The sequence below is a fragment of the Limnobacter sp. CACIAM 66H1 genome (genome assembly GCF_001601825.1).
In the GTDB taxonomy this organism is placed as follows: Bacteria; Pseudomonadota; Gammaproteobacteria; order Burkholderiales; family Burkholderiaceae_B; genus Limnobacter.
Window position 1 is genome coordinate 17,792 of record NZ_LUJK01000001.1, and the last position, 20,732, is coordinate 38,523.

A 20,732-nucleotide genomic window follows, 5' to 3' on the forward strand; every position below is an offset into this window, starting at 1 on the left:
GTATTTTGGCTGTCGTGTTGAAGTCGATTACAGTAGATGTATCGACTGACACGGAGTGCCCCATGGATTTTTCCCTGACCCCTGCATTGAAATCACTTCAAGATGAGGTGAGAACTTTCATTGCTGAACAGATCATTCATCTGGAGAAAGACCCACGTCAAACTGCACATGGACCTTCTGAGGAACTGCGCGAGGAATTGGTGGGTTTGGCCCGCAGGGCAGGTTTGCTGACCCCACATGCGTCCAAAGAACTGGGTGGGCGCGGCTGGAGCCACATTGAAAAAGCAATTGCATTTGAAGAGGCTGGTTACTCCACCTTGGGGCCCACGGCCATGAATATTCATGCGCCCGATGAAGGCAATATTCACTTGCTGGAAGTGGTGGCCACACCCGAACAAAAAGAACGCTGGCTCAAACCCATGGTGCAGGGAAAAATTCGTTCGTGTTTCGCCATGACCGAGCCCGCGCCCGGCGCTGGTGCTGACCCCTCGATGATGCAAACCACCGCAGTGAAAGATGGCGACCACTACGTGATCAACGGTGACAAGTGGTTTATCACCGGCGCGGAAGGGGCGAGCTTTGCCATCATCATGGCGAAGATGGAAGACGGCACTGCCACCATGTTTTTAAGCGATATGAATGCCCCCGGCATTGAGTATGTGCGCACCATGGATGCAATGGACGCCTGTTTTACTGGTGGGCATGGCGTGTTGAAGTTCAACAATTTGCGTGTGCATGAAAGCAGTGTATTGGGTGAAATTGGCAAGGGGTTTCGATATGCGCAAGTGCGCCTTGCACCGGCCCGTTTAACCCATTGCATGCGCTGGCTGGGGCAGGCACGCCGCACACACGACATTGCATTGAACTACGCCCGCAAACGGCAGGCCTTTGGTGTGCAGTTGGGTGCACATGAGGGTGTTAGTTTTATGTTGGCTGACAATGAAATGGATTTGCACACGGCGCGTTTGCACATTTGGCACACCGCCTGGATGCTGGACCAAGGCGAGCGATGTAATTTTGAATCGAGCCGTGCGAAGGTGGTGTGCTCCGAAGCCGAGTGGCGGGTCGTGGATCGCAGCGTGCAAATTCTGGGTGGGCAGGGCGTCACAGGTGAAACCATCGTGAGCCGCATTTTCACGGACATGCGCGCTTTCAGAATTTATGATGGCCCCAGTGAAGTGCACCGCTTCAGCATGGGCAAAAAACTGATTGCAGGCCTGGACAAACAATAAGGAAAAACCATGAGCAACAATGATCTGTTTTCCATGCAAGGCAAATTGGCGCTGGTGACTGGTGCTTCGAGTGGTCTGGGAAAACACTTTTCGCAGGTGCTCGCCAATGCCGGGGCAACCGTGGTGTTGAGTGCCCGCAACGTTGAGAAATTGCAGCAAGTGATGGATCAAATTCAGGCAGCTGGTGGCAGAGCTTTTTCGGTGGCCATGGACGTCAGCAAATCGTCTTCAGTGAGCGCAGCCATGGCGAACATTACTCAGCACCATGGTGTGCCTGATGTGTTGATCAACAATGCCGGCCAGTCGATTGCCAAACCCATGCTGGAGCAAACCGAAGACGACTGGGACCAAATACTGGATACCAACCTGAAAGGTTGCTGGCTGGTGGGCACTGAATTTGCGCGCGCCTTGGCTGCTGCAGGTAAACCGGGGGCGATTGTGAACATCGCATCCATTTTGGGTGAACGAGTTGGCGGCTCAGTAGGGCCTTACGCCATTTCAAAAGCAGGTTTGGTGCAGGCCACCAAGGTCATGGCGCTTGAACTGGCGCGTTACAACATTCGCGTGAATGCAATTTTGCCCGGCTATGTGGCCACTGACATGAACAGCGAGTTTTTGGCCAGTGAATTGGGAGAAAAACTGCGCAAACGAATCCCGACGCGGCAATTTTGTGAGCTGAGTGACTTGACCGGGCCACTATTGCTGTTGGCCTCCAATGCTGGGGTGGGGATGACTGGCGCTTGCGTGGCAGTGGACCGCGGGCATTTGGTCAGCGCTTTGTAGGTTAGCTCGCGATGAACGACAGTCAAAAGCAGTCACTGGAAAAATACTTGACGCAGGCCCTGCTGGCTGACAGGGTTGAAATCTTGCAAGCTGCCTTACTTTCAGGCGGTGCTGTGCAGGAAAACTGGGCACTGGATTTGCGAGTCACTGGTGGTGTTCATGAAAGTACTCAAGGTGGCCGATTGAACACTGTATTGCGCTGCGATTCACCCACTGCAGGTGTGGCCATCAGCCACGGTCGTGCGCAGGAATTCGCTTTGTTGCAAACCGTGTTTAATGCAGGTGTGACCGTGCCGCAACCCTTGTGTTTGTGCACCGACACTTCCGTGGTTGGTCGCCCGTTTTTTGTGATGCGCAGAATAGGCGGCACAGCAGCAGGCCATGTATTGGTGAAGAACACCACTTATGCACCCGATCGTGTTGAACTGGCTCATCGTTTGGGCAAAGAATTGGCGCGTATCCATTCGATCAGGCCGCCCCTGGAGGCACTGAGGTTTTTGCATGCTTACGCTGAATCGCCCGCGCAGTATCGGATCAACACCCATCGCATGTTTCTGGATCAACACCACATGGCATACCCTGCATTGGAGTGGGGTTTGCGTTGGCTTGAGCGCCACGCGCCGGCACGCGACTTGATTACACTGGCACATGGCGATTTTCGCACCGGCAATTACATGGTGGATGAACATGGGCTGACCGGTATTCTGGACTGGGAGTTTGCGGGTTGGAGCGATCCGCTGGAGGATATTGGCTGGTTCTGTGCCAAATGCTGGCGCTTTGGGCAAGACGATTTACAGGCAGGCGGCATTGGCGAGCGTGAACATTTCTACGAAGCTTATGAAGCTGAATCAGGCCGCATGATTGATCGCGATCAAATCCATTATTGGGAAGTGATGGCCCATGTGCGTTGGGCGGTGGTGGCCATTGAACAGGCACAACGCTTTTGTTCCGGGCAAGAAAACTCCCTGTTGCTTGCGTTGACTGGCCACATTGTGCCGGAGCTGGAATGGGAAATTTTGAACATGACGGAGCACAACTGATGCGTGAACAACCCACTGGTGAATTGCTTTTGCGGTGTGCGCGTGAGCTGCTTAAAAGCAAAGTGTTGCCTATGCTGCAGGGCGATGCCAAGCGAGATGTGTTGATGGTGATGAATGCCATGTCGATTGCGCAGCGAGAATTTCAGCAGGGAACAGCCCCTGATGAGCGCGAACAGCAAGCGTTGGCCCAGTTGTTGGGTGAGCCCGTGTTCGATGTGGCACAAGCCAATCGTGAACTTGCGGCGCGCATTCGTGCAGGGTTTGCTGACCCCGAAAGCACTGAACGTGGGGTGGTGTTGAATCATTTGCGCGATATGGGCAAAAGCCGCTTGCTGGCCAGCAACCCCAAAGTATTGAAAGGCGAGTTGGCATGAGTACCTTGGTGTTGATGCGGCACGGTCAAGCCTCTTTTGGCGCAGCGCGATATGATGCCTTGTCAGAACTGGGGCAAGCACAAGCACGTGCCACAGGGCAGTGGATGAAAGCGCATGGCATTACACCGGATAAGGTGTTTCATGGCCCTCGCCAAAGGCAGGCGAACACGGCTTCGTTGCTACTGGCAGGTGCAGGGTTTGATTCACCTGCAATAACGCATGCAGCGCTTGATGAGTTTGCTGAAGGAGAGGAAATTTTCAGTGCCGCAGAGCAGTTTCTGGGTCGATCCGTGGCGCTGAATTCTGGGCGCGAACGTATCGGGATATTGCGTGATTACGATGCAACCTGCCGGGCCTGGGCCAATGGTGAAGTGCGTATCCCGGGGCGATTAAGCCTTGGTGAATTTCGTGAACAGTTACGCGATTGGTTAAGTTCGCACACACAGGCGCAACAAGCTTCAGGGCAAACTCAACTGGTCGTGACCTCGGCGGGGTCGATCGCCGCGCTGGTGTGTGAAGTCATGAATCTTCCCAACTCCAGTTGGTACAGCCTGTTGCGTGTCATTCGAAATGCTTCGCTCACCGAGGTACTGTATTCAAAAGGCAAAGTCAGCTTACTCAGTTTCAATGGTGTGAACCATCTGCCACCGCATTTGAATACATCGATGTAATTTAATTGCGGCAAAGCAAGGTCAGATTGCCTGCTCTCCACCTGCTGCATTGCCATGGCTCACGAGTTCTCGTGCAGGCCGTACTTCGATTGAGCCATAACGGGCGGGTGGAATTTTCTCGGCCAGTGCAATTGCTTCATTCAGATCCTGGGCTTCCAGCATGTAAAAACCTGCGAGCTGTTCTTTGGTCTCTGCAAAGGGGCCGTCGGTCGTGTGGGTTTTACCATTTCTGACCCGTACGGTGGTCGCCGTATTGACCGGCAACAAAGGGCTACCTGTGATGAAGTGCCCCTTGCGGCTTAAATTTTCAACGCAGGCGATGCACTCGTTGTTCAGCGCATCCCATTCCTGTTGCGACATGCTGTTCATGATGTTCTCGTCGTAATACACCAAGGCAAGATATTTCATATTTAATCTCCGTAGCGACAATCTTCGCGAAGTGATTCTTCAATCGGGCGGACTTCAATCGTACCCAGTCGGGCAGAAGGCCATTGCGATGCAATTCGCAAGGCCTCGTTGAAATCATGGGCTTCAATCAGAAAAATACCACCCAGTTGTTCCTTGGTTTCTACAAAGGGGCCGTCGGTGGTTACCAACCTTTGATTGCGCACCCGCACCAGCACACCATGGTTGGCGCTCTGAAGTGCATAGGTGGTAATCAAGTGGCCGCTTGCTCTCAAGGATTCCACATAACTCAAGGTTTCCTGCCTCAAAGCCAGCCATTCCTCGTGGGGCATGGCTTTGAACAGGGCCTCTTCTTCGTGGGCCAGGCACAGGTATTTCATGGCATGTTGCCTCTCAAGGTTGGGCACTGAAAATGGCCTTGCCGCTTTCAGGGTCGAATGGTGAGGAAAAATGCTCATGCACAATTTTCCATTCATTTTCTTCCTGGCGCAGGCACACGGTGGCACGCATCCAGCCAACGTTTTCATTGCCAAAGTCTTGAACCGAACCACAGCGCGACAGGTAATGACAAAAAGCCAGATCGCCGCTGTGTTGAATACTCAATTGATGAATTTCAAAGATGATGCCGCCACTGCACAACTGCATGCAGTATTTCCAGTGTTCTTCGTAATCGGCTTTGCCGACGATGTGCAGCACTTTGACTGCATCAAACGACACTACATTCTCGCTGTAGTGGCTCATGATTTTTTCCAGGTCTTCGTCGACCACCGCTTGCTGCCAGCTTTCCAGTACTGCCTTGATTGCGTTCATGGTTGTTCCTCAAGTTGGGGGTGTCATGAATTAGTCGAACGGCGGTTTCTGAAATCGACATTGTTTGAAATTTTTTTAAAATTAATTATTCGCGCTGCCCAAGTCATCCAGACGTTGTTGTAAAAAGCGCTGCTCTGGCCCTTGTCTAGTCAAGCGAAGCGCGTCTTGATAGGCATCATGGGCTTGCTTCAGGCGGCCCATTCGCCTGTACAGGTCTGCGCGTGTGGCATGGGCCAAGTGGTAGTCCTGCAGGTGGCCTTGCGCCATCAGCTCGTCGACCAGTTCAAGCCCTGCTTGCGGACCATCGCGCATGGCCACTGCCACTGCACGGTTCAATGCAACAACTGGCGAATGGGTGTGTTCCAGCAGGGCGTCGTAAAGACCAACAATTTGTATCCAGTCTGTTTTCTCCGCGCTGGGGGCCTCGGCATGGACGGCACTGATTGCTGCCTGCAGCGTGTACGCGCCAAATCGGCGTGAGGCCAAGGCCTGCAACACCAACTGGCAGCCTTCGCGAATCTGTGCCTGATTCCACAGTGTGCGGTTTTGATCGGCGAGCAAAACCAAATCGCCATCGGGTGTGCTGCGTGCTTGTTGACGAGAGTCATTCAAGAGCATCAATGCAAGCAGACCCAATACCTCTGGTTCAGGCAGCAGTTCAGCCAGCAGGCGGCCAAGGCGAATGGCTTCACGGCAGAGTTCTTTGCGAATCAAGGCTTCGCCGGTCGAGGCCGAGTAGCCTTCATTGAACACCAGATAGATCACATGCAGTACGGCATGCAAACGCTCTTGAAGCTGATCGGCTTGAGGCACTTCATACGGAATTTTGGCATCACGAATTTTGGTTTTGGCGCGAACAATTCGTTGCGCCATGGTGGGCGTAGTGCTTAAAAATGCGCTGGCAACTTCTTCGGTTGAAAGCCCGCACACTTCCCGCAAGGTGAGCGCCAATTGGGCTTCAGGCGACAGGCTGGGGTGACAACAGGTGAAAATCAACCGCAAGCGATCGTCTTCAATGGTTTCGTCGACGTGATCGGGTTCATGGTGCAATCGTTCGGACAGCTCGTCAGCAACCTCTTCAAAAGAGGTGTCGAATTTTGCACGGCGGCGGATTTGATCAATGGCTTTAAATCGGGCGGTGGACACCATCCAGGCCCGTGGGTTGGCAGGGATGCCTTCGACTTCCCACCGCTGTAATGCAATTGAAAATGCCTCGTGCATGGCTTCCTCTGCCAAATCAAAGTCGCCAAGCAGGCGAATGAGTGTTGCCAGAATTCGGCGGGACTCCTGTTGGTAAAAAGTGTCTAGCCAAGGTCGCAGGGCAGTTTTCATGTGATTAAATTAACATTCGTTAATACAAATGATAATAATTAACATTATAATTGGCGGATTCTCCATTCTCTGAAGTTTCTCATGATCTCCCAGAATCCCAAAGTCAGCTTGTTGGCTCTCGCAGTATTTTCAGCCCTGTCATCCAATGCTTTCGCCCAAACCAACGAGCTGCCTGCAGTGCAGGTCAATGCCAGCGCCGATGCCTCAGCCGACGGACTTGCACCCGAATACGCAGGTGGCCAGGTTGCCAAGGGCGGGCGTGTGGGTTTGTTGGGTACCCAGTCAAATATGGATACGCCATTTAACCTGACCAGTTACACCTCAAAGCTGATTCAAGACCAGCAAGCAGCCAGTGTGGGCGAGGTGTTATTGAACGATCCAGCGGTTCGTGTGGCACGTGGTTTCGGAAATTTTCAACAAGTCTATTTGGTGCGCGGTTTGCCAATTTTTTTCGGACGATATGTCGTACAACGGTTTGTATGGTCTGTTGCCACGCCAGTACATAGCTTCGGAATTGGTGGAGCGTGTGGAAGTGCTGCGTGGTGCGAATGCATTTCTGAACGGTGCCGCACCCGGTGGCAGCGGCTTGGGTGGCGCCATTAATGTGGTGCCCAAACGTGCACCCAATTACGACATCAATCAGGCCACCGTGGGCATTCAGGATGGCGGAGAGGCTTACCTTGCAGGTGACTTTGCACGCCGTTTCAACGATGGTTCTACTGGCGTGCGAGCAACCATTGCCAAGCGCGACGGCGACACCAATGTGGAAGGAGAATCGCGAGAACTAAGCTTGTTCGCTGTGGGCGCAGATTTCCGCAGTGAGAGGTTAAGAATTTCCGCCGATGTGGGCTATCAAGAGCACAAGTTGCAAGCCTCGCAACCCAACATCACCATTGGCGCCGGCCTTGCCATTCCAACCACGCCGCGTGCAGACCGCAGCATTGCGCAGCCCTGGACCTTCTCCAACGCAGAGGACACTTTCGGCACTGTACGTGCTGAATATGATTTCAATGACACTGTGACTGGCTGGTTGGCCGGTGGTATTCGGGAGGGTGTTGAGGCCGGCAATTTTGCCAACCCGACTGTGGATGACTCCAATGGCGATTATGATGCCAACCGGTTTGCGAACGTGCGTGAAGATTCTATTCAAACCGCTGAAGCTGGATTGCGTTTCAAGTTCAACACCGGTGCAGTGAAGCACACCGTGAGCACCTCGGCCATGATTTATGAGTTGGAGTCAAAAAATGCCTTCAATTTCTATGACAGCTTCTCAGGCAATATTTACAATCCGCAGCCTGTGTCAGAGCCCACAGTAGTGACTTTTCCTGGCGGCAGTTTCAGCAGTCCTTTCATTACAGAGACCACCAAAAACTCCAGCTTCGCAGTTGCAGATTCAATGGCTTTTCTGAACGACAAATTATTGCTGACCTTGGGCGCTCGGCATCAGGAAATCGAGGCGATGAGTTTTAATGCAGCGGATGGTTCTCAAACAGCCAGCTACTCGGAAAGCGCCACTACACCGGTGGCAGGAGTGGTATTCAAACTTGGCCCGCAGTATTCCGTGTATGCCAACTACATTGAAGGACTGGTGAAGGGTGACTCGGCACCTGCCACCACGGGTGGAGGCACACCTGTGACCAATGCAGGCACTGTGTTCAAGCCTTTCAAAACCGAGCAAGTTGAGCTGGGTGTGAAATACGACGGCGGCAGCGTGGGTGGTTCCGTGTCGGTGTTTCAAAGCGAGAAGCCCAGCTACGGGATTGACGGTACCAACACGTTTTCTCAAATTGGTGACCAAACCAACGAGGGCCTGGAAATTATGGCGTTCGGCAAAGCGAGCAAAACTGTCAAGGTGCTGGGCGGCTTGAGCGTGTTGAACACCGATGTCGATGGGCAGGATGCAATTGGTGCACCTTCTGCACAGGCCAATGTGGGCCTTGAATGGAGCCCTGAACAGGTGCAGGGACTTGCATTCGAGACTCGCGCAATTTATACCAGCAGTCAGTACGCCAATGCAAACAATACGCAGGAGCTGCCTTCATGGACCCGCCTGGATTTCGGGGTGCGTTATGTGATGCCAGTGGGCAACGAGCAAGCACTGACCTTGCGTGCTCGTTTGGACAATGTGACGGATCGCAATTACTGGGCATCTGCCGGCGGTTTCCCGGGTTCAGGCTACTTGACGATTGGTAACCCGCGAACATTGACAGTGTCGGCCTCGCTAGATTTCTGAGTGGCATGTTGCAGCGCAGTGTTGACCCTGCGCTGTGAATAGCAGCAGATGTAACTGCTCAGTTACATCTGTGTTGCAGTACTTTTTCCCTCACTGGAACACCACCATGCCCACCCGTATTCTGATCGCATCAATGGCTTTGGCCTGCGCTGTCGTTTTCACTCCGGCACATTCTCAAGTCAAAGGCCCTGAAATTCCGCCCAACCTTATCGGCAATGTGTCGCGCCAGTTGATGAAGGAAATGAAGCCGCTGGACAAGCCATTGCATATCAAAATTTGTATTTTTGACATTCTGGGCAAAGCAGGACCCGTGTTCAGTATTGCGCAAGATGTAGCACTGGAAGCGCGAAAATGGAATGTATTTGCCGAGCTGATTCCCCACACCAATGAAACGGTGGCGGCAGAGTCTTTCCGCACTGGGCAGTGCGAGGCGGTGGGTATTACCACTCTGCGTGCAAGATTATTTAATCAATTCATGGGCAGCTTCGATGCAGTAGGGGCATTGCCATCGTATGAACACCTGAAGACTGCATTGCAGGTGTTGATGGGCAATGACGCTTTGTATGATTTGTCGATTCAAGGCAAGTACCAAGTGGTTGGCATGGCCCCATTGGGTGCAGCGTACGTGATGGTGAACGACCGATCCATTGATTCGATTGAAAAGGCTGCTGGCAAGAAAGTGGCGGTGATGGATTGGGATAAAAGCCAGGCCAAAATGATTCAGCAATTGGGCGCACAAGCTGTGCCCAGCGACATCACCAACTTTGCCCAAAAATTCAACAACGGCGTGGTGGACATTGTCGCCGCTCCAGCAGTGGCCTTCGCTCCGCTTGAGTTGTACCGTGGCTTGGGCACCAAGGGGGGCGTTTACAAAATGCCGCTGCTGAACGTCACGGGCTCGGCCATCATCAACCGCACTCGACTGGAGAAAGAAGTGCCTGATCTGGACGATCGTTTGAAAAAGATGCGCAAGTTCGGTTTGGGTTTTATTGACCAGGCGCTGGACGCAGTAAAAACCATCGAAAAGCAGGTTCCAGCCAAATACTGGATGAATGTGACGCCTGCGGATCAGGAAAAATACAACGTGATGATGCAGCAGGCGCGGGTTCAATTAACCCAAGAAGGCGTGTACGACAAACGCATGATGAGTTTGTTGAAAAAGGTACGCTGCCACCACACACCCAGTGCTGCAGAGTGCAGCACGAATGTGGAGTAAGGTGGCTTTTTATTGCCTCAGGTAGCTGGCTGCTTGGCGTTGCGCCAGTCGAATCAAATCGCCTTGCACAATCGATACATCAATCAGGTGAAGTCCCCAATTCGATCCGCCAATGAATTCACCGGGATAGTCGTCCGCACGAGGGTCGTCCGGATCGGCCACGATACTCGCTTCAAGATAACTGACACCATTGGGCCCAACCTTGCATTGTCCTTTCACCTGCCCTGGCATGGAGTAGTAAGGGGTGGGAATGGTGAGATTGCTGATCGGATTCGCGTAGGGGCCGCCAGGCCCACGTGGAATCAGTAATAAACGAAACACCGGTGGCTGCTGGCGAGGCACAATCGGAAACAAATCTGCGGGTCCGCCTGCCAGTGCTGCGGGGTTTGTGCAAAGCGCTTGTTGCCCTTCTTCAGCACTTAAACCAAAGCGCGGGTTTTCAAGTTGAGGGTCGCCAGCGCGGTAGGTGACATAGGCCACCACGCAGCCCAGTTGGTCGGCATCGCGACAAGCGGGTACCTTTTTAAACGATCCGCCCACATCGAGACCCTTGGGCACCAGTACATTGGTGCCAGGGATGTGCGCGGAAATGAAACGGCTCATCAACTCGGGCCGGGTTTCAATTTCTTCAGCAATCAGTCTGCGTAAAATGCCTGATCCCTGTGAGTGCCCCACCAATATAAAACCGCGTCCTTCACTTTGGTTGGCGATGTATTCCTTGAACGCATCCAGTACATCGGCATAGGCCACTTCACCGGCATTCGGTGCAATGTCGATACCGCCCAGTGCACCCGTGAATGTGGTCAGGCCCAGCGCGGTCAATGTGCGCTGTCGGTAAACGGGTGCGAATTGCCTGCACACTTCGCCATAACGGCCAAACTGTAGAGCAGTGGTTTGTTGTTCTTGCAAATCGTCATTCAAATCTGAGTTGCCCATCAGGTCGATGCTGGTGGTTGGATAGACGTAGAAACAATCCACTTGGGGCGCTGTGGCAGGTGCGTAGCTGAGTGTGGTAGCAGAGGCATCGGCGGCCACTGCGGTGCTGTCAAAGTTGCCGTTACACACGTTGCTGGTCCCCATCAAGTCGGGGTGACACAACCAATTGCTGGTGCCGGTGTACAGGGTGCTCTGATAGCCCGGGAAAGGGTTGCTGGTATTGGCGGCACTTGCGCCCACGCGTGCGCTCGTGCTGCCTGTATTGCTTGAGTCGCTGCCGCAGGCTGACAACAGCAGTGATACTGTTACAACGCCGAACAAAAATTGATGAATCACAATCTTCTCCCGTCACCGCAGGTGGCCCCAGTGGCCGTGACATCAAATGCTTCGCTGACCCCTTCAAACTCCTCTGGCGTTCCAGCCGGCACCGCCACCCCACGGTGCTTGATTCGATATTTGCCCGCCGGCGTGTTGGCGGGAATTTTCCATTCCGCCAAGGCAGTGGATACAAAGCCGGGCAGGGGAACCGGGCTGAGGTAAGGTGTGGGCTCGAAGGGCTGCCAGCGGAAAATCAGTTCGGGTGAGCGGTCGTGTGTGAAACTTTCCCACTCACCTTTCGCATTCATTCGCTCCACTTCCACAATCGCCAAGCCGCGGGTTTTCATATTGCGCGGATGAGCGCTTTGAAATTGTGCCGTCACCGTGTTGCCGGCCGCCACCGTGGGTGTGGGTTGGGTCAATACATCGCCAAATGCGGCACTGGGGGCCTGGTCAAAGGGCACATAGGGTGGGCGGGGAATCGGGTTGCTGGTCACTGTGCGGGGTGGGCCGGCAGGTGGTTGGTTTTGCTGGGCCAATGACAGAGCCAGCCTGCGGCTTTCCTGTTGCACGGCGGCCAGCGTCCAGGGCCCAAATTGCGTGGAGGCGCCCTCATATTGCTGAATGGAATATTCTTCGCGCGTGGTCAGATAATTGACAAAATCATTGCTCAGGCCACTGATGATCACTTGGTCAATGCCTTGTGGCTCCAACACTTCCAGCACGGTTTGACGAATGCGCCGTCCGGCCATGGTGGTAATTTCCCAAGGCAAGCCCAACACTGCCACATTGCCAATGGTGAACAACTGAAATGGCAGCACATTGTTACTGAAGTTCAGGGGCGGGCCGAGTACAAACAGCACAGGTTTTTCAGCCTGACAGCTTAAGCTGGTGCCCGCCGGTATGGCGTCAAAGGGCAGGTCGTTCAAATTGCACAGCACGGCAGTCGCCAATACTTCCGGTGGCAGTTTGCCTGCGGCCAGCGCAGCCAGGTCGCGGGTGAGGCGGGCCGGGTCGGTGCGGCCGTTGCAGCTTGCACCTTCCACTGTGGGTCCGGGGCCGTCTTCAGCGCCTGCTCCAAACGACACGCCCATGGCGGCGGTGCAGGTTTTTTTCACGGCGCTGTTCAGCGATTCAGGGTGGCGCAGTGAATTCAGCACCACGGGGTCTGTAATTTCCACTTCGTCCATCTTCACGTGAAATTGTGCGAAGTTCACGCCACCACGCACCATCTGGTTGGCGTCACGATACAAGGTGAGCGCGCGTGCCAGTTGCTTGCTGCCGTTGATTTCCACAGCCTTCAATTCGTCGGTGGAACCACCACGTTCTTCAAATGGTTTGTCTTTGAAGAATATATTCGGACTGCTGTCACCTTCATCGGTTTGCGCAAATGCAGCCACGAATGTGTCTTTCCCCGCAGGTGCTTCGTATTGCGTGCCCATGAGTTTTTCAAAGGCCAATGCAGCCCAACCTTTGTTGTCTGAGGAAATCAATGGATTGGTGTTCCCTGTGGTGGTGGGGTGCACACCAAACCAGTTGATTTGTCCGATGGGTGTGCCATCGGCACGACGCAATTTAAGCAGCGCCATTTCCTTGTTCACATTCTGGCTTTCACCGCGCTGGTTCAAATACTGGTTGCGTTCTTCTTGCGGGTTTTGATCGTAGGCAATCGCAGAGCGATTCACATTGGCATTCAACAGTTCACCATTGTTGACCAACAGGCGACCCGGTTCCGGGTTGGCCTGCAGGTTGGCATGTGCGCGTCGAATGGCCTCCACAATGCCGTCGACAATGAAGTTGTAAACCTCTTCGTCATGCCCTAAACGGAACGCATTGAACGCAGTGAAGTGCGCATAGCCACCGGGCCCGGCGTGGGTGTGGGTGGCGTTCAGCATGATGTTCTGTTCGTTGTAGAACGGCGCCAATTGGGCATCTGCTGCCACCTTGTTCAAAACCCCTTGGCGCACAGCATGGAAAATCATGCCGAGGTCGTTGACCACATACACCACGCGATTGCCGTTGCAAGGCGAGCCGATCACATAAGCCCGGGAAAACTGCCGGGTGTGCAGGCCAAGGCTGGCGTGGGTGGGGCTCTCATAACCCATCATCACGGACCCCGCCGCGGGACCTGTGATGTCGACAATGCCCGTGCCCATGGTAAAAGCGGTGTTGTTTTTGCAAGCGCCACTGTTCAAACCTGTGCTGGGTTGAACATTGCGGTTCGGCTTGCTGGCTGGCGAAATGGAAGGGCTGTCTTGCCCCTCACCGATCAACAAGTTGGGGTCAGTCAGCGCACATTGCAAACCCGCGGTGTCGACAAACTCATTGTTGCCGGGGTTTTCATTGGGGTTGGTACGACCATCGGTTTGGGCCAGATCGCTGCTTTCGCCCAGGCAGCCTGTCAAAGTGGCTGCAGCCAGCAAAACTGCGACAGCGCGTGTTGTGCGATACAAATGGATGTTCATTGTGAATACTTGTTGTGTGGGTGTCTCCTTTGATTCTTACTGCAGTGGGCCCTGCGCAGATTCAGGCGCCTGCCGATAGAAAGTGCCAATGTCGTGTAACCGACACTAGTCACTTTTGAATCCAATTTGGAAGTGTGGAAGTAAGAATGGAGAAACCATAATCATCATTATAATTTCGAGACATGATCAAGAGTTCACGCCATGTGGCGGCCTTCGCAGCCATCGGTCTGATGTTGGGCGCCTGTACTTCAGAAGACAATTCAATCAATACCAACTCCCCGAACAATTCGATACGGGCTGCCGAGCAAACGCGAGCTGAAACACGCGACCTTGAACTGCACGACTGGTCGGCCCCAATTGATGGTTTGACACCCACACAACTGGCCCGTTTTGAGCAGGGCAAAGCCATGTTTGAAAAGGTGTTCACGCCCAGCAATGGTTTGGGTGCCGTATTCAATGCGCAAAGCTGTGTGGAATGTCATGGTCAGCCTGCTGTGGGTGGTACCGACCCCACCAAAACCATTCAGCGTTTCACCACATTACTGGCACCGCATTTTGCCGTGGGGTTGGTGACGCAGGCCGATGGTGCGCCCCATGTTCATGCGCGTTCTGTGGCCACGGAATTTCCGGATGAAGTACCCGGCTGTGTGTTGGGTGGTGAGTTGGTGCCTCCCCATGCCATGGCCAGCACCACTCGGGTTACGCCTCATCTGTTCGGCATTGGATTGCTGGAGAATATTCCTGACAGCACCTTGATTGAAAATGGTTTGGCCAGTGAGCAGGCGAACCCGGAGGTAAGTGGTCGACCTGGTGTGATGTTTCCAGGAGGGGTGAACGACTTGAATGCCGCAGACCAATTGGTGGGCCGTTTGGGAGCACGCGGTTTTGTGGCCGATGTGCAATCATTCACGCAGGGAGCATTTTCAACTGAACTGGGCATTGCCACTTTCCACCCCTTGTTTGCAGCACCGGTACGGCCCAAGGGCAACCTGGCAACAGCAGATTGCACACCTTTTGTGGGCGAGGCAGTCAGCCTTGCTGAAACACAGGCCACGGCAGATTTCCAACGCTGGCTGGCGCCACCGCCAAGGCCGCAACTGACGGGCATTGCTTTGCGAGGACAGCAGTTATTCAACGACATTCAATGCAGCAGTTGCCACACACCCATGATGAAAACATCGCCCATGGCACCCGCGCCCTTGAACGACCGGGAGGTATGGCTTTATTCCGATTTGTTGCTGCATGACATGGGGCCGGCTTTGGCTGACAACGCACCCGAAGGTCTGGGGCTACCCACTGAGTGGAAGACAGCACCGCTGTGGGGTGTTGGCCAAACCAGCAAACCCCTGTTGCACGATGGTCGCGCAGGCAGGGATTTCAGGAAAGCGATTGATTTTCACGGTGGTGAGGCCGAGGGGGCAAAACGCCGCTTTCAGGATTTAAACCCTGCGGACCAAGCGGCGTTGATTGCGTTCCTGGAAAAGCTCTAAGGCCTTTTAGAATTTGTTGTTGACCAACACTTCATTCAGGGTGAGCTGACCGGGTTTTGGCCAAGGCGCTTTGGTTCCTTTGCCGATCGCTACCATAGGGCCCATGACATGGTCGGCTGGCAAGTTGATCAACTTGGCCACTGCTTCGATGTCGAAGCCGATCATGGGGCAGGAGTCCAGGCCAATCCCTTTGGCAGCAAGCATCAAGGTTTGCATGGCCATACCGATGGATCGCTGAGCTTCGTCGCGCTGCAGCCACTCGCGGCCATCGTGGAAAGGCCCCATCCAGCCGACCAGCAGGTCGGCTACTTCTTTGGGAGCTTGCTCCCAATAACGGGCGGGGTTCTTCTGCCAAGCCTTGGTGTCTGCGGTCATGATGACCAGCAAAGACGCATCCGTGATTTGAGCCTGATCATTGCCCAGTTTGCGCATTTCAGCGCGCAAGGCTTTATCGCGCACTACCACAAAACGCCAATGCTGAATGTTGAAACTGGTCGGTGCCTGAATGGCGGCCTCGAACAGTTTCTTTTCGTCGTTTTCAGAGACGATGTGCTCGGGATCGAATGCCTTGATGGCTCGGCGTTGATAAATTGCGTCAAATAATTCCATGTACTGCTCCTTGTGTACTGCTGGCGAACTGCATAAAAAAAGCCGGAACCCTGGAGGGGGAACCGGCCAATAGTGTACAGGCTAAAAGGGGAACGTCGTTTATTTGGCCAAACGACGCGCCTGTGACACTGCGTAGCTTCCTGCCCGTGCTGCAAGCAAAGGATCGTCCGATCCTTCAATGCCGGTAGGCAATACCAGCGGGTTGAAATTGATGCCATCGCAAGTTGATTTGTCAGTCACTGCCGTCACTTTCAAACGACCCGCCACCACCTTCTTGCGGTCATCGGGCCATGCCACTGTGGCATTGTCAGTGGGGTCACCAGGCTGCGCCAATTGCAGCACCATGTCGAATTCCACTGGAATTTGTGCAACGCGACCTTTCAACTCGTCTTCCAGAAACACCTTCGCATAAGTAGCCAATTTGTCATCAGGAATGAACTCTTGGCCGGTTACGGGCACAAACATCCACTTTGCAAACTGGGTTTTTCCAGCGGCGTTGGTGAATTTGAATGCGTTGGTACTCCAATAATTTACAGCAGCATAGCTTGCGGGTACGCCGGTTTTGGCAACCCATTCCATTTGGGGTTTGAAGTCAGGGTACTTGGCTGCGGCGGCCGCGATTTTTGCGGGGTCCGGTTTTTTGGTGGCTGGGTCAGGTTTTCGTGCTTCCAGGAATGCCAGGAATGCATCGGGTGTCGCGGCGGTGAAGAAGGGGGCTGAAATGTTGGCCATTAGCCATTGTTCACCATTGGGCAGATCGAATTGGGCAGCCAAGCCACGCACGCCCTTGCCGTTTTCGGGTGCATTTGGATTGCCACCGCCCACCGAGAAGCGCAGGGTGACAGGTACTGGTTTACCAGAGAAAGCGGAGGCCTTGGAAATGGCGGAAGCAGCCTTGTTGCCAACGAATTCACCTGCTGCGCATACGCCTCGGGCACCCGATCGGCGGAAACCTGCGTGGGTGCCAAATACACCCTCGAGACCGTCTACCAGGTTCACCGCATTGGCCGGCTCGCTGGGGATTGGAGTTTGCGCTACCGCTGCCTGTGTACCAATTGCGGCCAGTGCCGCAACAACTGCCATACCGATTGCTGTTCTCATTTCCTGCATCCTTCTTTTGATGGTCATCAATCTCGCAACCCACCCGGTTGGTCGGGTGGTCTAGGCTATAGATCGTCGATGCAGGTAAAAAGTTACAGCGTCACGAAAAAATAATGTAACGCTGACTTGCGGCAGGTGCGCAGTTCTAGGTGTTGGTAGGAAGCAGATTCTTGATTACCGACTCAGCCACACGCTGGTTCATGTAGCGGGGCACTGCGTAGGTGAACCGCGCCTCCGCAATCGCAGACTTGGCCACTGCTGGAATATCGGCCGCTTTCAGCGCTGCCAATTGGGTCGGGATTCCGAATTTTGCATTCATCTCGCGAATACGGGCGATGAAGGCGCGGGCCAGGTGCACATCGTCTGCCCCTTTGTCGCCGATGCCACATGCGCGAGCCAGGATGGCCAGGCGGTCGGCGCAGTTGGGCAATGAATAGTCCAGCACATGGGGCATTACAATCGCGTTGGCCAAGCCATGGGGCGTGTGGTAGAGAGCGCCAAACTTGTGGGCAATGCCATGCACATAACCCACTCCGGCTTGTGTGAAAGCAATGCCAGCCAGGTGCGATGCCCGTGCCATTTTCTGGCGGGCTTCGAGGTTGTTGCCATCGGCCACAGCCGTTTCCAGATATTTCATGATGAGTTGAGTGGCTTCCAGTGCCTTCTCGTCGGTTTTTTTCATGGCGTTTCGCGACACAAAGGCTTCAACCGCATGTGTCAGTGCATCCATGCCGGTGGCTGAAGTGATGTGTGCAGGCAAGCCTGTCATCAGTGATCCATCCAATGCCGCGGCGGTGGGCAACAAGCGAATGTCCATGGCGGCTACTTTGCGTTTGTTTTCTGTGTCGCTGACCACTGCCGCAATGGTGACTTCTGCACCGGTACCCGCAGTAGTCGGCACAGCGAACAGGGGAATCATGCCTTTGTGCACCCGCAGCAAACCGGTCAGTTTCAACACGGGCTTGTTGTTCTTGGCGCGTGCACCAATCATTTTGGCGGCATCAATCGGGCTTCCACCACCCACGGCCAGAATGGCCTGACAGCCGTTTTCCATCAACATGCGGTAACCGGCTTCGATTTGCTCCACAGTGGGGTTGGGTTCAACACCGTCGTACACCACGTATTTCACGCCCTGGGTATCAAGCTCGGCTTTCATTTTGTCCAGCACGCCCAGTTTCACCAGTACCGCGTCTGTGACCACCAACACATTGCGGTGCCCTGCATCGGCCATGTGTCGAATCAAATCAAGCGAGGAGCCAGTCCCTTCGAACATGCGGGGCCATTTGAAGGGCATTAGGGCAGTGACCACTTTGAAAATGGCCATGTAAATGCGAAGCGCGAACACTTCCAGTGCATGCAACATGCGGGTGTCTCCTAACTTTTATTGTGGGGTTAACAGTTGTTACTATGATTGTACAAAGAGTAGGCGGTGTAGAGGCAGAGGAAATATTCCACTTTTCTTGACGATCGGGAAAATTTCACGAGCCGTTTCCGTCAAGCTTGCCGCACTGTTCACTACAACATTTCAGAGACACCGTTCATGAAGCATCGCAGTACACCCTTGATTGCCGCTTTGGCCACTTTGGGCATGGCCTCACCTGCATGGTCACAAACCGAAAGCCTGGACACCTTCGTGGTCTCGGCCACCCGCGAGGCACGCGACCCGTTTGAGGTGCCAGCTTCGGTCGACAAGATTAACCAGAACACTCTGGAGAAGGCGGCGAGCTTTCAGGTCAATTTGTCGGAAACGCTGACCCGTGTGCCCGGCCTTGTGATCAACAATCGCAACAATTTTGCGCAAGACCTTCAAATTTCAATTCGGGGTTTTGGGGCGCGGGCAACTTCGGGTGTCCGTGGTGTTCGTCTTTTCTCCGATGGCATACCCGCTACCATGCCGGATGGTTCCGGCCAAATTTCCCACTTCAGTTTGAGCTCAACCGAGTCAATAGAAGTGCTGCGCGGGCCGTTTTCATCCCTGTATGGCAATTCCTCGGGCGGCGTGATCTTGCTGACCACCGAAAACCCACGCGTGGGCACTGAGCTGGAGGTGAACCAGATATTTGGAACCGACAGCACCCGCAGAAGCGGTATCAAGCTGAACAAGGGCAATGAGGAGGTGGGCATTGTGATAGATGCATCCACCTTCCGAACGGATGGATACCGCGACCACAGCAAAGCGCGTCGAGACAATTTCAACAGCAAAATTGTGTGGAGTTTAAGCAGCGACACTCGCTTAAGCTGGGTTGTGAACTACGTGGATATTCCCCTGGCGCAAGACCCGGCTGGCCTGACTGCTGCGCAACTGGCCAGCAACCGCCGGCAGGCGGGCACCAACACGGTGGCCAACAACACCAACAAAACAGTGGAACAAAGCCAAACCGGTATTGTGCTGGAGCACAAGTTCAGCCCCAGCACCAATGTGACTTTCAGCCCTTATTACGGAGACCGGAAGATTCGCCAGGTGTTGGCCAGCACTGCGGTGATTGATTTGAAAAACGAATACAGCGGCGCTGATTTGCGATTTGGGCACCAAACCAGTCTGTTGGAAAGACCTTTGTTTTTGAATGCGGGCTTGACCGTCGGTGAACTGGAGCAGGCTCGTTTGGGCTTCTTTGGTGCCAGCACCACACCCAACCGGGATGAGGCCAACACGGCGAGCCAGTTCGATCAGTACTTGCAGGCGGAGTATTTTTTCACCGACAAGTTCAGCGTGCTGGGCGGGGTTCGAAATTCGTCCATCGAGATCGAATCCAATGATCAATTCTTGAGCAACGGCGACGGCAGTGGCAGCAAAAAGTACGATGAGGTCACCAGCAATGTGGGCCTCACCTACCGTTTGCAACCCAACATCAACACCTATATTTCTTATGGCGAAGGGTTTGAAACCCCCACCCTGCTGGAAACCGCGTATTTGTCGGTTGCACCACCCAGTCCAAACTTCAACTCCCAGCTGGAAGCCGCAAAAAGTGAGCAACTGGAAATCGGTGTGAAAGCCAAATTTGGTGGCACCTTGGTGAATGCGGCGCTGTACACGGTAGACACCGACAACGAGATCGTGGTGTTGGCTGCGAACGGTGGTGCCACCTCATTTCAGAATGCTGGTTCGACCAGTCGCGAAGGTGCGGAACTGGCCCTGCAACATGCTTTCAACAGGCAATGGCAAGCCAATGCGGCGGTGAATTACATTCGCGCTACTTACGACACCTCGGTCAACAGCATTCAGGCCGGCAACAGCTTGCCCAGCATTCCGAAAAAAACCTTTTTTGGTGAACTGGTCTACAAGCCTTCAAGCCTGTATGAGGCAGCCACAGAATTGCGGTATGTCGACAAGCTGTTCGCCAACGATGCAAACGATGCCTTCGCCCCTTCCTACTCGGTGGTGAACTTGCGCGCGAGCAAGGACTGGCCTTTGAATGGTGGCTGGAATGTGCGCACTTATGCCCGTGTGGACAATGTGTTCGATAAGGAATACGTAGGGTCGGTGATTGTGAACCAAGGGGCAGGGCAGTTTTTCGAGCCTGCCAGCGAACGCCAGTACTTGTTGGGTATCACGGTCGGTTTGTCATGGAAGTAAGTTGAGTAAAGAGTGCATTGGTTTTTCGGGAATAAATCCCGGTTTACTGCGGGAATTCTGCTCTGGAGAATACGGGGTGCTCTCCTTAATCTGAAACGAGTCCGAAAGAAGAGTCGGATTACAACAAATCAGATTAAACAAAG

At 54.0% G+C, this 20,732-nt stretch carries 19 protein-coding genes; 10 read left to right on the plus strand and 9 right to left on the minus strand.

The genetic code is table 11. The features are described from left to right. Positions 1-62: 62 nt before the first annotated feature. Genes A0129_RS00100 through A0129_RS00120 form a run of 5 tightly spaced genes read left to right on the plus strand, consistent with a single transcriptional unit; the run spans position 63 to position 4,100 of the window. Positions 63-1,232 (plus strand): acyl-CoA dehydrogenase family protein, encoded by a 1,170-nt coding sequence (locus A0129_RS00100; protein WP_291711269.1) that lies wholly within the window; start codon positions 63-65, stop codon positions 1,230-1,232. A gap of 9 nt (positions 1,233-1,241) precedes the next feature. After that, a complete protein-coding gene (locus A0129_RS00105) occupies positions 1,242-2,015 on the plus strand; it encodes an SDR family NAD(P)-dependent oxidoreductase (RefSeq protein ID WP_291711271.1) in 774 nt (257 codons plus the stop codon). Between the two features lie 11 nt (positions 2,016-2,026). Beyond that, on the plus strand, positions 2,027-3,055 hold the full coding sequence (locus A0129_RS00110) for a phosphotransferase family protein (RefSeq protein ID WP_291711273.1): 1,029 nt from the start codon (positions 2,027-2,029) through the stop codon (positions 3,053-3,055). Continuing rightward, positions 3,022-3,429: a DUF6285 domain-containing protein gene (locus tag A0129_RS00115; RefSeq protein ID WP_291711274.1), complete on the plus strand. Its 408-nt coding sequence runs from the start codon at positions 3,022-3,024 to the stop codon at positions 3,427-3,429. Before A0129_RS00110 ends, A0129_RS00115 begins: the two co-directional genes overlap by 34 nt. Continuing rightward, positions 3,426-4,100 (plus strand): histidine phosphatase family protein, encoded by a 675-nt coding sequence (locus A0129_RS00120; RefSeq protein WP_291711276.1) that lies wholly within the window; start codon positions 3,426-3,428, stop codon positions 4,098-4,100. Before A0129_RS00115 ends, A0129_RS00120 begins: the two co-directional genes overlap by 4 nt. Before the next feature lie 21 nt (positions 4,101-4,121). Here the strand turns inward: A0129_RS00120 and A0129_RS00125 are convergent, their stop codons facing one another. The 4 genes from A0129_RS00125 to A0129_RS00140 form a co-directional block, all read right to left on the minus strand. Further along, entirely contained in the window at positions 4,122-4,508 is a 387-nt protein-coding gene (locus tag A0129_RS00125) for a YciI family protein (protein ID WP_291711278.1), read from the minus strand. Between the two features lie 2 nt (positions 4,509-4,510). Further along, positions 4,511-4,963, minus strand: coding sequence for a YciI family protein (locus A0129_RS00130; RefSeq protein WP_291711280.1), 453 nt, complete (start codon positions 4,961-4,963; stop codon positions 4,511-4,513). Beyond that, positions 4,899-5,315 (minus strand): nuclear transport factor 2 family protein, encoded by a 417-nt coding sequence (locus A0129_RS00135; RefSeq protein ID WP_291711282.1) that lies wholly within the window; start codon positions 5,313-5,315, stop codon positions 4,899-4,901. The genes A0129_RS00130 and A0129_RS00135 overlap by 65 nt, the downstream gene beginning before the upstream one ends. A gap of 81 nt (positions 5,316-5,396) precedes the next feature. Further along, the gene (locus tag A0129_RS00140; RefSeq protein WP_291711284.1) at positions 5,397-6,647 is read right to left on the minus strand and encodes an RNA polymerase sigma factor; all 1,251 of its coding nucleotides are present in this window, start codon (positions 6,645-6,647) and stop codon (positions 5,397-5,399) included. Between the two features lie 81 nt (positions 6,648-6,728). On the opposite strand from A0129_RS00140, the gene A0129_RS00145 reads away from it, so the two are divergent. The 3 genes from A0129_RS00145 (at position 6,729) to A0129_RS00155 (ending at position 10,096) form a co-directional block, all read left to right on the plus strand. Next, positions 6,729-7,250, plus strand: coding sequence for a TonB-dependent receptor plug domain-containing protein (locus A0129_RS00145; protein ID WP_291711286.1), 522 nt, complete (start codon positions 6,729-6,731; stop codon positions 7,248-7,250). Continuing rightward, positions 7,135-8,880, plus strand: coding sequence for a TonB-dependent receptor (locus tag A0129_RS00150; protein ID WP_291711448.1), 1,746 nt, complete (start codon positions 7,135-7,137; stop codon positions 8,878-8,880). The genes A0129_RS00145 and A0129_RS00150 overlap by 116 nt, the downstream gene beginning before the upstream one ends. A gap of 106 nt (positions 8,881-8,986) precedes the next feature. Then, positions 8,987-10,096: a putative solute-binding protein gene (locus A0129_RS00155; protein WP_291711288.1), complete on the plus strand. Its 1,110-nt coding sequence runs from the start codon at positions 8,987-8,989 to the stop codon at positions 10,094-10,096. A 9-nt stretch (positions 10,097-10,105) separates the two neighbouring features. On the opposite strand, the gene A0129_RS00160 is transcribed toward A0129_RS00155, so the two are convergent. Together A0129_RS00160 and A0129_RS00165 are read right to left on the minus strand one after the other, a co-directional pair. Then, positions 10,106-11,368 carry a DUF3089 domain-containing protein gene (locus tag A0129_RS00160; RefSeq protein WP_291711290.1) on the minus strand — a complete coding sequence of 421 codons (1,263 nt, stop codon included), beginning with the start codon at positions 11,366-11,368 and terminating at the stop codon, positions 10,106-10,108. Next, on the minus strand, positions 11,365-13,815 hold the full coding sequence (locus tag A0129_RS00165) for a neutral/alkaline non-lysosomal ceramidase N-terminal domain-containing protein (protein ID WP_291711292.1): 2,451 nt from the start codon (positions 13,813-13,815) through the stop codon (positions 11,365-11,367). Before A0129_RS00165 ends, A0129_RS00160 begins: the two co-directional genes overlap by 4 nt. A 182-nt stretch (positions 13,816-13,997) precedes the next feature. On the opposite strand from A0129_RS00165, the gene A0129_RS00170 reads away from it, so the two are divergent. Then, a complete protein-coding gene (locus A0129_RS00170) occupies positions 13,998-15,305 on the plus strand; it encodes a di-heme oxidoredictase family protein (protein WP_291711294.1) in 1,308 nt (435 codons plus the stop codon). Positions 15,306-15,311: 6 nt separating this feature from the next. On the opposite strand, the gene A0129_RS00175 is transcribed toward A0129_RS00170, so the two are convergent. The 3 genes from A0129_RS00175 to A0129_RS00185 all read right to left on the minus strand — a co-directional run bounded on the left by A0129_RS00175 (position 15,312) and on the right by A0129_RS00185 (position 18,378). After that, positions 15,312-15,914 carry a nitroreductase family protein gene (locus A0129_RS00175; RefSeq protein WP_291711296.1) on the minus strand — a complete coding sequence of 201 codons (603 nt, stop codon included), beginning with the start codon at positions 15,912-15,914 and terminating at the stop codon, positions 15,312-15,314. Between the two features lie 99 nt (positions 15,915-16,013). Continuing rightward, a complete protein-coding gene (locus A0129_RS00180) occupies positions 16,014-17,015 on the minus strand; it encodes a catalase family peroxidase (protein WP_291711298.1) in 1,002 nt (333 codons plus the stop codon). 145 nt (positions 17,016-17,160) lie between these two features. Further along, on the minus strand, positions 17,161-18,378 hold the full coding sequence (locus A0129_RS00185; protein WP_291711300.1) for an iron-containing alcohol dehydrogenase: 1,218 nt from the start codon (positions 18,376-18,378) through the stop codon (positions 17,161-17,163). Between the two features lie 177 nt (positions 18,379-18,555). Here A0129_RS00185 and A0129_RS00190 point away from each other — a divergent pair, with 177 nt between their 5' ends. Next, positions 18,556-20,589 carry a TonB-dependent receptor gene (locus A0129_RS00190; protein ID WP_291711302.1) on the plus strand — a complete coding sequence of 678 codons (2,034 nt, stop codon included), beginning with the start codon at positions 18,556-18,558 and terminating at the stop codon, positions 20,587-20,589. Positions 20,590-20,732 lie beyond the last annotated feature (143 nt).